Genomic DNA, 12,668 nt, shown 5'->3' on the forward strand with positions numbered 1-12,668 from the left:
CAATATAATTAGCGAAAGGCTGAAATTATATTAAATGATTAACAATTCTATTTACATACTCGGTATTGAATCATCTTGTGATGATACTAGTGCGTCTGTGATTCATAACGGAAAAATACTTTCAAATGTTATCGCAAATCAGGAAATTCACGCTGCATATGGTGGTGTTGTTCCTGAACTTGCATCTAGAGCACATCAACAAAATATTGTTCCTGTTGTGCAGCAAGCACTTCATAAGGCAAATATCGACAAAAAAGATGTAAAAGCCATAGCTTTTACAAGAGGACCTGGACTTATGGGTTCACTTCTTGTAGGAACATCTTTTGCAAAATCTTTAGCACTTTCTCTGAATGTTCCCTTAATTGCTGTAAATCACATGCAAGCTCATATTTTAGCACATTTTATAGAGGATGATGTTCAAAAAAAACCACCTTTTCCTTTTCTTTGCTTAACTATAAGTGGAGGTCACACTCAAATAGTTAAAGTTACGGATTATTTCAATATGGAAGTACTAGGTGAAACGATTGATGATGCGGTTGGAGAAGCTTTTGATAAATCTGCGAAAATTTTAGGATTGCCTTATCCTGGTGGACCTCTAATTGATAAATATGCGCAAAAAGGAAATCCGAAAGCATTTAAATTCACAAAACCAAAAGTTGGTGATTTAGAATTTAGTTTTAGTGGATTAAAAACTGGAATTCTTTATTTTATTCAAAAAAATGTAAAAGAGAATCCGAATTTTATAGAAGAAAATCTTTATGATATTTGTGCTTCCATTCAATATACAATTATCAATATTTTGATGGATAAAATTAAAAATGCAGTAGCACAAACTGGAATTAATCATGTTGCCATTGCTGGAGGAGTTTCTGCGAATTCAGAAATTAGAAAACGTCTGAAACAAGCTGAATCAGATTGGGGATGGTCAACCTATATTCCTAAATTTGAATTTACAACAGATAACGCAGGAATGATTGCCATTGCTGGTTATTTAAAATATTTACAAAAAGATTTTGTTGATGAAACTGTCGGGGCAAAAGCTCGATTTAAAGTTTCGGAATAAAAAAAGCACCTATAACGAAATTATTTTCGTTGTAGGTGGTTTAATATAAGTTTTTTCCATTTCTAATAAATTCAACAAGTTCATAAAATTCTCCATCTTTAAAATTAATTTTTAGATAACCCAATTTCTTCGAATATAAAATAGAATGAATTGGAAAATTAGGAGTCATATGATAATAATCTTTGAATTTATCTATTAAATATATTTCGTTCCTTGTTTTATCAATTTTTAAAAATTTAATTAAATCCTTAATTGGAATATGAATTCCAAAATCAGTGTATATAGTATATCCTGAAAGATTAAGGTAAGATTCATTTTTATCTTTACTAATTCTTACCAATCCAATATATTTTTCATCTTTAAAACCATGAGATATATTATATTCTTTTCTTCTATTTAAAAAATTATATGGTTCAATTGTTTTTTCACTTTTTATCTTACTACTACTTACAATAATAGTATCTAAAATTCTTTTTGAATTTTGGAAAACAAGTACATCTCCTTTTTGATATGGTTGCCACTGATTATCTTCTATTTTTAAATGGTAAACTTTACAGGACATAAAAGTTAGTATAAGAAATATAAAAATTGTTTTCGATAAAAATCTCATAGTTATATAGCTTTTTCAGAGGTTATTTTTTTATGATTATATTATTTATAACGTAAGGATAAGGAGATAAGTTTAAATAATTCTTTGTTTATGAATCCTAATATCAGAATTCCCTATCTAAATATTAATTCATTTTATTTCAAATTCACCTTATGTTTCTTTTCTAATAAAATTAATCACATAAGATTATCAAAAACCTTATATATTTTTACAATAAACAATATATCGTCAAAGAATTAATCGTTACAAATACTTGATTTCTTTTTCAAATAATTTTCTAAAGATTGTAAATAATCATTCTTCAAATATAAACCATTAAATGTTTTCTTTTAAAGTTTTATTCCTTCTTCATCTGCATATACTTGATAACATTGTTCATCAAATATAATTGTTCCTCCTAAAGATTCTACAACTTTTTTTAAATCTCTTAAAAACGAATTAAATTTTAAAGTAAATTCATTTCCTAAAGGATTTGGAACAATTCTTTCCGATTTCTTAAAGATTATTTCTGATAAATCTACTTCGGATAACCAAATAGGACTATATGAATATATATTTATGAAACATGTTGTATTCCAATCGTTTTTTAAATCTTTAAATTCATCATGTATACATGACATTGTTCTAAAAATAGAAGGTTTCATGTTATAACCAGAAGCATTTATTTTAATTAATTTCTCTTCATAAAATAATTGACTATATTCAAGCAAATCAGCATTATCAAGTCTTTGTTGGTTAAATTTATCCCATTGAACTAAATCTATCAAATTTAAAAAATGATATTCGATATCAGGATTAAAAAATCTCTCTAAACGTTCATTTTTATATTGCTGTAAATCTTCTTCAAGGTCTTCAATATTATGCGAATAAATATAAATTCCATATTTAAAACCTAATCTGAGAAAAGAAACATCAAAATTTAAAATTTGTGTTTTATAATTTAAATAATTAATAGGAATTTCTATATCATAAGAAAATACTTGTTCTTTATATAAATAATCAGCCCAAAACTCTTCCATACTATTTTTCTTTCATTTTTTTTAAATTAAACTATTCTTCTTCTATTTCTTTTTCTAAATCACTTTCTTCTTTTGTTTTTGTAATAATCTCTATTCCTTTTTGTAAAATAATCGTATTTGAAAACGTAATATTTTCTCCTTCATCGGTTTTTATAAAAAAGAAAAATCCTGTCAAATCAACAACTTCTCCAATCAATTGAAAATCTTTATCTAAAATTCGAACTCGATCACCAATTCGAACTGGATGATAAAAAAATAAAATCACACTTGATGTTAAGTTTGAAAGCACAGACCATTGCGCAACAAAAGCAACACCTAAAACCGCAAGAATCGAAGAAATAAATAAAGTAAATTCTTTCAAATTCACTCCCCAAATCACAAATAAAATAATCGCAACAATACTATACAGAAAAATATAAAGTATGTTCAAAATTATTTTTTTCCTATTCGGATCAATGGAATTTTTATCCATAAATGCAGTCAAAAATCTTCTTAAATACAAACGAAATGTAATCGCAATAGCAATCAGAACAACCGTAAATAAAATCTCTTTATATAAAATCCAATAATTATCAATCATCTCTAAAATTTTAATTCTTTTGAAAGTTATTAAATATCAACCTATAACAAAACAATCCGTTCTATTTTTTGCTTTTTAATTCTTATCTGTATTCCATATTTCTCGTCTATTTTTTTAATTAATTCTTCTAAATCTTCCACAAATTTTAACGCAAAATCATAAGAACTTTCATCAGAAATTTCACATAATATTTCAATTCCATACCATTTTTCAACTTGTTGCAACATATATGAAATCGACACACAATCTGCTTTCCAATTAATTCCTCCAAATGTTTCTGTCAATACATTTCCTTCTTTTCGTATACAGTGTTTTAATTTTAAATTATTCTCAAATTTCGCCACAAACATCTCTTTTTCTTCTTCTTTTAAATCTAATTTTAATCGCAATAAATCAGATAATTCTGTGATTATTTTTTGCTTTAATTCTTCTCTTTCTTTTTTATTTTTATACAATAATTTCACTTCTATTTTTTTCCGATTTCGTTTTAATTTATTTGAAATCCATTGAGAATTTGTGTCAAAAAAATTCAATAAAAATGCTTCAATTGTATATCCTGAATAAAATTCTTTAAACTCTTTTTCTTCTACTTCTTCTACATAATGTAATTTTTCATTTTCTTTTGTAAATCGAATTTCCACTTTTTTCTGTGCATAGCAACAAAAACTCATGCACAATGCGCACATGAATAAATTTTTTTTCATATCATTTTATTTTTAAGTAAAGAAGTGCAATGAAGTGTCATCCACTCTTCTTCTAGCAATTAGTATTTTTCTGAAAATGAATATATTAATTTCTAATTAAATTTAAAACCTATTTTTTATTTAAACTTTTTATTTTTTTGCATTTCAACTGAAAAATTGACTAACTTAAATTTCTATTTCATTTCTAAAGAATTTTATTTTGAAAGAAACATTTGAACAAGATATACAAGAATTAATTCCACATTTAGAAGGTGAATTTCACCTTGATCATTTACACAAAGAAATATATGCTACAGATGCTTCTGTGTATCGAAAAATGCCTTTAGGTGTTTTTTATCCTAAAACAAAAAATGACATTAAAAAAATAATTCAATTCGCTGATGAACATCAAATTAGTATCACACCAAGAACTGCCGGTACTTCTTTAGCTGGACAGGCAATTGGAAAAGGAATTATCGTTGATGTCAGTAAGCATTTCAATAAAATCTTAGAATTTGATGAAAAAAATAAAACCATTACTGTTGAACCTGGAATTGTTCGTGATGAATTAAATGTTTTTCTAAAACCTTTTAATTTGTTTTTTAGCCCAATTACTTCTACTTCTAATCGTTGTATGATTGGTGGAATGGTCGGAAATAATTCTTCTGGAACAACTTCGATTAAATACGGAGTTACTAGAGATAAAGTCAAAAAATTAGCTTGTATTTTAAGTGATGGTTCAGAAGCTATTTTTGAGGAACTTTCTAAAGATCGTTTTTTACAAAAAACACATGGTTTTACTTTAGAAAATAAAATCTACAATTATATTTATAAAACGCTTTCAGACCCTAAAGTTCAAGAAGAAATTGATAAAAATTTTCCTAAAAAATCTATTCATAGAAGAAACACAGGTTACGCAATTGATATTTTAAAAAATACTTGTGCTTTTACAGACTCTGAAAAACTTACCAACATCGCTTCTATTCTTTGTGGAAGCGAAGGAACTTTAGCTTTTACAACTGAAATTACAATTCAATTAGATGATTTACCTCCTGCTGAAAATCGATTAATCGCTGCGCATTTCCATACTTTAGATGATTGTATGAAAGCTGTTGTAATTGCAATGAAACACGATTTGTATTTGTGTGAATTAATGGATAAAAGAATTTTAGATTGTACAAAAACAAGTCATGAACATATTGAAAATCGTTTTTTCCTAGAAGGTGATCCTGAAGCGATTTTAATGCTAGAACTTCGTGATAATTCCGTAGAAAATGTAGAAAAAAAAGTAGCTGATTTAATCCAAGATTTACAAAAAGAAAATCTTTCTTATGCACTTCCAGTTTTAAAAGGAAATGACATTGCAAAAGTAATTGAATTACGTGCTGCTGGACTTGGTCTTTTAGGAAGTCTAATCGGCGATAGAAAAGCTGTTGCTTGTATCGAAGATACAGCAGTTTCCGTGGAAGATTTACCTTCTTATATTCATGAATTTGATGAAATGATGAAAAGCTATAATCAAGAAGCTGTGTATTATGCACATGCTGGAGCTGGAGAAATTCATTTGCGTCCAATTTTAAATTTAAAGAAAATCAAAGATGTAAAACTTTTCCATACAATCTCTGAAAATGTTGCGAAACTTGTCAAAAAATACAATGGTTCTCTAAGTGGCGAACATGGTGACGGAATTGTTCGTTCGTCTTTCATTCCTTTGGTTTTAGGAGAAGAAAATTATACCACTTTAAAACAAATCAAATATCTTTTTGATCCAAATAATATTTTTAATCCAGGAAAAATTATAGATTCAGATGAAATGACAGCTGATTTACGCTATGTTCCTGAAAGAAAAGAACCTGAAATTAAAACTTTTTACGATTATTCTTCTGAAGAAGGAATTTTACGTTCTGCGGAAAAATGTAATGGTGTTGGAGCTTGTAGAAAAACAGATGTTATCGGAGGTGTCATGTGTCCAAGTTATCGAGCTACAAAAGATGAAAAAGATACAACTCGTGCAAGAGCAAATACGTTACGTGAAGTTTTGACAAATTCTACTGAAAAAAACCCTTTTAATAGTGAAGAATTAAAAGAAATTCTCGATTTATGTTTGGGTTGTAAAGCTTGCGCTTCTGAATGTCCAAGTAATGTAGATGTTGCAACGATGAAAAGTGAATTTTTATATCAATATTATCAAAATCATGAAATTCCTTTAAGAACAAAACTTTTTGCAAATAATTCTGCTTATAACAAATTAGGAAGAAAATTTTCTGGCGTTTCAAATTTTATGTTGAATCAACGATTAACAAAAGAAATGATGGGAATTGCTCCAAAAAGAAGTATGCCTAAATTTCATAAAAAAACATTGTATTCTTGGTATAAAAAACAAAAACATACAAATGAAAATAGTAATAAAAAGCTTTATCTTTTTTGTGATGAATTTACGAATGTTTATGATGTAATTATTGGAAAAAATACTTTAAAACTTCTGTGGAAATTAGGATATCATCCAATTTTAATTGGCGAAAATGATAGTGCAAGAAGTTTACTTTCTAAAGGTTTTTTAGAACAAGCAAAAAAGAAAATTGATAAAAATATTCATGATTTTTCAGAATTAATTTCTGAAGAAACTCCTTTGGTCGGAATTGAACCTTCCGCAATTTTAGGTTTCCGAGATGAATTTCCAAAATTAGCTACAGAAAAAGAAAAAGCGGAAATTTTAGCTAAAAACACATTTACAATTGAAGAATTTTTGGCTTCTGAAATAAAAAAAGGAATGATTTCTTCAGATTCTTTTACAGAAGAAAATGTCGAAATAAAAATTCACGGACATTGTCATCAAAAAGCTTTATCGAACACATCTTTTACTTTTCAGATTTTAAATTTGCCTAAAAACTATAAACCAACTATCTTAAATAGTGGATGTTGCGGAATGGCTGGTTCTTTTGGTTTTGAAAAAGAACATTTTGATATCAGTATGAAAATTGGAGAAAATTCTCTTTTTGGAAAACTTAGAAATATAGAAGAAAATGTATTAATTTCTGCTTCAGGAACGAGTTGTCGTCATCAAATTAAAGACGGAATTTCAAAAGTTGCTGAGCATCCTGTAACAATTTTGTATCATGCTTTAAAGTAAAACACTATGAAGATAATTTCATTAACATTGTTTACGAAAAACCTAGAAAAACAAATTGCTTTTTATAAAGATACACTAGGTTTTCAATTATTGGATCAAACAGAAAACAAAGCTATTTTTCAAGTTGGAAAATCAAAACTGATTTTTATTGGTGGAAAAAAAACACATCCATATCATTTTGCGTTGAATATTCCTGCATATTTGGAAAATGAAGCTTTAAAATGGCTCAAAAAGAAAGTTTCTATTTTAAAACATGAAAAAGATGAAATTCAGACTTTTGATAATTGGAATGCAAGAGCTATTTATTTTTATGATGAAGATAAAAATATTGTAGAATTTATTTCTAGAAGAAATTTAGAGGAAATTTCCATGAAAGAATTTAATCATAAATCCATTCAAGAAATTTCAGAAATTGGTATTTCTTCCGAAGATATTAAACATAAATATGAAGAATTTTCCAACAATTTTCCTATTGAAATTTACGATGGTGATTTTAATATTTTTTGTGCAATGGGATCGGAAACTGGACTTTTTATTTGTGTGAATAAATTTGAAAAAACTTGGTTTCCTACAGAAGATAAAGCTCTTCCAGCAGATTTTTCTGTAATTATTGAAGTTGAAAATCAAGAATTTTTTGTTGAATATGAACAAGAAAAATTGACAATTAATCCAATTCTTTAAATAAATTATAAAAGTCGAAATCAGAAATTTATACAAATTTGATTTCGGCTTTTTTTTAAAATAAAAAGTTGTTTAAAAAGAATTGAACATATAGTCTATTTACAGATTATTATACTTTAGTGTTTTAATTAAAAAATTGTTCAAAATTTAGTTGACCTATTTTTTAAATCGTAAAAATCAAGAAATTTGAAAAAAATAGACGAGAAATTGTTTGAGCGATAGCGAGTTTTTTGAGTCTTTTTCAAGTTTGGTAGATTTTAGATTAAAAAAATACAAGTCTTGATTTTTTTGGTTCGTTTTTTTATCAAGAAAAAAATGAATAATTCTATTTATTAAAACCTTATTCCAACAACATTTCCATAGTATCCTCACAATTTGCACGAATCATTCTTTCTAATAATGGAAATTTTGTAAATCCATCTCTATCTTTAAAATGTTTTCCTTCTTCCAATAAAATAAATCTTGCTCTAAGTTTTTCTGCCATTTTTTCGGTCAATTTATACGGAATTATATAATCATCTTTTGCAGAATAAACTACTCGAATAAAAGCAATTTTCATGATTTTCGCATAATCAATTTTTGGCTTTACAAAAGGCTCTAATTCAGGAATTGGAACTTCTTCTACAAATCCTGAAACCAAATACAGACCACGAATTTTAATTTCCTTTTTCTGTAAAAAATTTAAAATCGAAACACATCCTAAACTATGACCAACAAAAATGGTATTTTCATCATAATGAGGAATTTCTTTTGCTAAATAATTTATCCAATCTTCAAAAACTGGATGCATCGAATTTGGAAGATTTAAAACTTGAACTTCTACATTTTCATTTTCTAATTCTGCTTTTAAAGCTGGAAAAAAATTAGAATTTGCAGTTGCCGTATAACCATGTACAACAATAATTTTAATTTTTCGCATCGTTTTATTTTTGAAGATACAAAATTGATTTTAAAGGAAATAATTATAAAACTGCAATAAAACAGCAAAAGAACTCAAAAAATTATTAGTATTTTTGATTAAAATACGGTTTCATGAAGAATTTCATTAATAAAATTTTTGAAAATCATTCGCTGATTTATAAAGTTTGCTTGTACATTGTTTCGGTTTCTTTGATTGTCTATCTTTTTCCAAAAGGAGGACAATTTAAATACGAATTTCAAAAAGGAAAACCTTGGCAATACGATTCATTTTACGCTCCTTTTAATTTCGCAATTCAAAAAAATGATGAGGAAATTAAAAAAGAAAAAACAGAAGTTGAAAACAATGCAAAGCAATATTTTATTTACGATACAACTATTGTAAACACTGCAAAACAAGACTTTTTATCCAAATTCAATGTCACAATTGAAGATGATGGAAATATTTCTACAAAGCAAAAAAATGAAATCAAAGAAGTTTCTGAAGCCATTTTAAATGAAATCTATCAATTCGGATTTATCGATTCTGAGAGTCAGAATTATATTAAAAATTTTGATCGATTAATTGCAATTCGAAAAGGAAATGAAGTAAAAGATATTAGTCCAAAAAAACTGTTTAATGCTTCTAAATTATTTCCTTTTATCAATAAAAAAATCGCTTTTATAAATAAGAATTCTGTTCGAGAACAATTGATTACTATTTTCTCTGAATCTTTACGACCAAATGTATTTTTTGATGAAAAATTCACTAAAAAATCTTTGGAAGAAGCTTTGCAAAAAATGTCTTACACAACAGGATTAGTCACTGAAGGAGAACGAATTATTCAAAAAGGAGATATTGTAGAAGGAAAAAAATTAGCAGTTTTAAATTCATTAAAAAAAGAATTACAATCACAAGTTTGGAGCAAATCAAATTACAATTGGATTGTTTTAGGATATTCCATTCTTGTTGCGCTTGTTCTTTTGATGTTACTTCTATTTTTACGAAAATATCGAGAAGATATTTATGAAAGTAACAATAAAGTACTTTTTATCTTTTTCAACATCATTTTAATGGTTCTTTTGGTTACAATGACTGTAAAATATGAAGTAAATTATATTTATGTAATTCCTCTTTGTATTCTTCCAATTATTTTAAAAGCCTTTTTTGATGCTCGTTTAGGGCTTTTCACACATGTTTTAACGGTTCTTTTACTCGGATTTATCGTTCCAAATAGTTTTGAATTTATCTTTCTGCAAATCATCGCAGGAATCGTTACAATTTTAACTGTTTCTGAATTATATAAAAGAGCAAATCTATTTATTTCTGTTGGGCAAATTACATTGATTTATATGATTGCTTATTTTGCTTTTTCTATTATTCAAGATGGAAATGCGCAGCAATTAGATTTGAAATATTTTATCATGTTTGCGATGAATGGTGTTTTATCGTTCTTGGCAATGTTCTTAATTTTAATTTATGAAAAGACGTTTAAGCTAATTTCTGATGTTTCTTTACTAGAATTATCAAATACGAATTCAAAATTGCTTAGAGAGCTTGCAGAAAAAGCACCAGGAACTTTTCATCATTCTTTACAAGTAGCGAATTTAGCAGAAGCTGCCGCAAATGAAATTGGAGCAAATTCGATGTTAGTTCGTGTTGGAGCATTATATCATGATATTGGAAAAATGAATAATCCAGTGTTTTTTACCGAAAATCAAACTACAGGATTTAATCCACACAATGAACTTCCTCCGAAAGAAAGTGCGAAAATTATTATCAATCATGTTTTGGATGGAATTGAAATTGCAAAAAAATATCATATTCCAGATCGTATTATTGATTTCATTCGAACGCATCATGGAACAACACTTGTATATTATTTTTATAAAAAAGAAGCCGATTTAGATCCAGAAAATGTCGATATGGAAGAATTCCGTTATCCAGGTCCAATTCCTTTTTCGAGAGAAACAGCAATTTTGATGATGTGTGATTCGGTAGAAGCAGCTTCAAAAAGTTTGCAAAATCCAACTGCACAAAATTTAGAAAATTTGATCGATAACATTATTTCTAAACAAATGTCGTCAGGTCAGTTTAAAAATGCAGATATTACCTTTCAGGAGATTGATTTAGTTAAAAAACTGTTAAAGAAGAAGTTAAAAAACATTTATCATTTAAGGGTTGAATATCCTAAATAAAAAATGAAAAAAAAGTGATATTTTTTCAAAAAAAGCTTGCACAGTAAAGATTCTTATCCTACATTTGCAACCGCAAAAACGAAGTAACAGCAGTTACAAAAGTTCTTAAAAATGATTTATTGGAGAGGTGGCAGAGTGGTAATGCAGCAGCCTGCTAAGCTGTCAACCTTATGGTTGCCCGGGTTCGAGTCCCGGTCTCTCCGCATTTTTTCGGGGTGTAGCGTAGCCCGGTCATCGCGCCTCGTTTGGGACGAGGAGGTCGCAGGTTCGAATCCTGCCACCCCGACGAAAAAATGGTCGCGTAGCTCAGCTGGATAGAGCATCTGCCTTCTAAGCAGACGGTCATAGGTTCGAATCCTATCGCGATCACAGTAACTATAATTCAAAGACAAGGGATATCAATAAATATTGGTATCCCTTTACTGTTTTCAAGGGGTTACATCAAAATTGGAATTTTCTCTTTTTTAATAATATTGTTTAATTATACAGGAATGTTTTACAATTGTTTTACAATTTTTTTGATTGTAAAACATTGTAAAACATTTTTGTTTTTATACACCTATGAAAAATGATTCAAAATAATTATTCCAAAAAGATTGTGTTAAATCCTTATCAAAAAGATAATGGGACATCCGTACTTTATTTAAGGTTAATACAAAACAGAAAGGTCAAATATTTAAAACTGGGTGTCTCTGTTGATAGAGATAAATTTGATCCAAACATGCAACGTGTAAAAGGTAAAAATCAAATTACTAAAGACACTAATCTTGTTATCGATAAACTCATGGCAGATATCAATTCCATCGAATTGAAATATCGATTAGAAAACAAGGAACTAAACATCGAAAAACTCATTGAAGAATTTTCGAACCCCCACCCCAACAAAGATTTTATTGCTTTCTATGAAAAGGAAGTTGAAATTCAAAAAAAGGCTGTAAAGTTATCTACCTACAAACAACAAAAATCTTCTTTAAACAAACTCAAAAGATATAAAGGAAGAATTGCTTTTTCTGAAATTGATTTGAATTTCATCAACGATTTAAGATGCCATTGTAAAACTGTTGAAAAAAATAATGACAATACGATTTCAACATTAATTAAAAATGTAAAGAAGTATTTAACTCTAGCAGAAAAGAAAGGATTAAGAGCAGCAGTTAAAGCAAATGATATAAAAATGAGAAGGCAGCTTTCTGAAAATAGAACTTTTTTAAGTTCTGATGAATTAAAAACAATTTTCAGTTACTATGAAAGTGAATTTATTACTGGTACTCATAAATTGGTTTTAAATCGATTTTTGTTTAGTTGCTTTACAGGAATTCGTTTAAGTGATAATCTTTCTCTTAATCAAAATCAAATTATTGAAGAAAGTATTTTATTTACTTCAGCAAAAACGGGAAAATTTCAAAGAATTAAATTATCAAAATCAGCGCAACAATTTATCAGTTTAGAAGGACCTCCTTTTGCTGATAATTTCGCACCACAGTATATAAATCGTGAATTAAAGGAAATCGCTAAGATTTGTGGAATTACAAAAAAGCTAACCTTTCATGTTTCTAGGCATACATTTGCAACAAACTTCCTTATTAATGGAGGAAATGTTGTGAACCTAAAAAAGCTGTTAGCACATTCAAATATTCGTGAAACTATGGTTTATGTTCATATTGTGGAAAGTATAGTTGATACTGAAATAAATTTGCTTGATAGTATCCTAACTTTAGAGTAACAGGTTCAAATTGAAAAAAAATCGTGCTATCGTGCTAGAATGTAAAAAACAGGCTCTAAAGCCTTGTAAACACTGATAATTTT

General features: G+C 27.7%; 10 protein-coding genes and 3 tRNA genes. 8 read left to right on the plus strand and 5 right to left on the minus strand.

Annotation, left to right across the window (positions count from 1 at the left end):
* Positions 1-34: 34 nt before the first annotated feature.
* Positions 35-1,063 (plus strand): tRNA (adenosine(37)-N6)-threonylcarbamoyltransferase complex transferase subunit TsaD, encoded by a 1,029-nt coding sequence (gene tsaD / locus I1A51_RS00115; RefSeq protein ID WP_196890346.1) that lies wholly within the window; start codon positions 35-37, stop codon positions 1,061-1,063.
* Positions 1,064-1,103: 40 nt separating this feature from the next.
* Here tsaD and I1A51_RS00120 read toward each other — a convergent pair whose 3' ends face one another.
* The 4 genes from I1A51_RS00120 to I1A51_RS00135 form a co-directional block, all read right to left on the minus strand.
* Complete coding sequence (locus I1A51_RS00120; protein WP_196890347.1) at positions 1,104-1,625, minus strand: hypothetical protein; 522 nt, start codon at positions 1,623-1,625, stop codon at positions 1,104-1,106.
* A gap of 377 nt (positions 1,626-2,002) precedes the next feature.
* Positions 2,003-2,692, minus strand: a complete 690-nt coding sequence (locus I1A51_RS00125; RefSeq protein ID WP_196890348.1) for a hypothetical protein — start codon at positions 2,690-2,692, stop codon at positions 2,003-2,005.
* A 31-nt stretch (positions 2,693-2,723) separates the two neighbouring features.
* Positions 2,724-3,272 (minus strand): mechanosensitive ion channel domain-containing protein, encoded by a 549-nt coding sequence (locus I1A51_RS00130; protein WP_196890349.1) that lies wholly within the window; start codon positions 3,270-3,272, stop codon positions 2,724-2,726.
* A 41-nt stretch (positions 3,273-3,313) separates the two neighbouring features.
* Positions 3,314-3,976, minus strand: coding sequence for a DUF4974 domain-containing protein (locus tag I1A51_RS00135; RefSeq protein ID WP_196890350.1), 663 nt, complete (start codon positions 3,974-3,976; stop codon positions 3,314-3,316).
* Positions 3,977-4,175: 199 nt separating this feature from the next.
* Here I1A51_RS00135 and I1A51_RS00140 point away from each other — a divergent pair, with 199 nt between their 5' ends.
* Positions 4,176-7,085 (plus strand): FAD-binding and (Fe-S)-binding domain-containing protein, encoded by a 2,910-nt coding sequence (locus I1A51_RS00140; RefSeq protein WP_231373926.1) that lies wholly within the window; start codon positions 4,176-4,178, stop codon positions 7,083-7,085.
* A 6-nt stretch (positions 7,086-7,091) separates the two neighbouring features.
* Positions 7,092-7,766, plus strand: a complete 675-nt coding sequence (locus I1A51_RS00145) for a VOC family protein (RefSeq protein ID WP_196890351.1) — start codon at positions 7,092-7,094, stop codon at positions 7,764-7,766.
* Positions 7,767-8,106: 340 nt separating this feature from the next.
* On the opposite strand, the gene I1A51_RS00150 is transcribed toward I1A51_RS00145, so the two are convergent.
* A complete protein-coding gene (locus I1A51_RS00150; protein ID WP_196890352.1) occupies positions 8,107-8,685 on the minus strand; it encodes an RBBP9/YdeN family alpha/beta hydrolase in 579 nt (192 codons plus the stop codon).
* A gap of 113 nt (positions 8,686-8,798) precedes the next feature.
* Here I1A51_RS00150 and I1A51_RS00155 point away from each other — a divergent pair, with 113 nt between their 5' ends.
* The 5 genes from I1A51_RS00155 to I1A51_RS00175 all read left to right on the plus strand — a co-directional run bounded on the left by I1A51_RS00155 (position 8,799) and on the right by I1A51_RS00175 (position 12,585).
* Entirely contained in the window at positions 8,799-10,862 is a 2,064-nt protein-coding gene (locus I1A51_RS00155) for an HD family phosphohydrolase (protein ID WP_196890353.1), read from the plus strand.
* A 121-nt stretch (positions 10,863-10,983) separates the two neighbouring features.
* Positions 10,984-11,065, plus strand: a tRNA-Ser gene (locus I1A51_RS00160).
* A gap of 8 nt (positions 11,066-11,073) precedes the next feature.
* A tRNA-Pro gene (locus I1A51_RS00165) sits at positions 11,074-11,148 on the plus strand.
* Positions 11,149-11,157: 9 nt separating this feature from the next.
* Positions 11,158-11,231: transfer RNA gene (locus I1A51_RS00170), tRNA-Arg, on the plus strand.
* A 199-nt stretch (positions 11,232-11,430) separates the two neighbouring features.
* A complete protein-coding gene (locus I1A51_RS00175; RefSeq protein ID WP_196890354.1) occupies positions 11,431-12,585 on the plus strand; it encodes a site-specific integrase in 1,155 nt (384 codons plus the stop codon).
* The last annotated feature ends 83 nt before the right edge of the window (positions 12,586-12,668 follow it).

The organism is Aureivirga marina, from assembly GCF_015767265.1.
GTDB lineage: Bacteria > Bacteroidota > Bacteroidia > Flavobacteriales > Flavobacteriaceae > Aureivirga > Aureivirga marina.

Excerpts from the sequence above, each read along its gene's own strand:
- tsaD (WP_196890346.1), top strand. The coding sequence starts at position 35 with ATGATTAACAATTCTATTTACATACTCGGTATTGAATCATCTTGTGAT.
- I1A51_RS00120 (WP_196890347.1), bottom strand. The coding sequence starts at position 1,625 with ATGTCCTGTAAAGTTTACCATTTAAAAATAGAAGATAATCAGTGGCAA.
- I1A51_RS00125 (WP_196890348.1), bottom strand. The coding sequence starts at position 2,692 with ATGGAAGAGTTTTGGGCTGATTATTTATATAAAGAACAAGTATTTTCT.
- I1A51_RS00130 (WP_196890349.1), bottom strand. The coding sequence starts at position 3,272 with ATGATTGATAATTATTGGATTTTATATAAAGAGATTTTATTTACGGTT.
- I1A51_RS00135 (WP_196890350.1), bottom strand. The coding sequence starts at position 3,976 with ATGAAAAAAAATTTATTCATGTGCGCATTGTGCATGAGTTTTTGTTGC.
- I1A51_RS00145 (WP_196890351.1), top strand. The coding sequence starts at position 7,092 with ATGAAGATAATTTCATTAACATTGTTTACGAAAAACCTAGAAAAACAA.
- I1A51_RS00150 (WP_196890352.1), bottom strand. The coding sequence starts at position 8,685 with ATGCGAAAAATTAAAATTATTGTTGTACATGGTTATACGGCAACTGCA.
- I1A51_RS00155 (WP_196890353.1), top strand. The coding sequence starts at position 8,799 with ATGAAGAATTTCATTAATAAAATTTTTGAAAATCATTCGCTGATTTAT.
- I1A51_RS00175 (WP_196890354.1), top strand. The coding sequence starts at position 11,431 with ATGATTCAAAATAATTATTCCAAAAAGATTGTGTTAAATCCTTATCAA.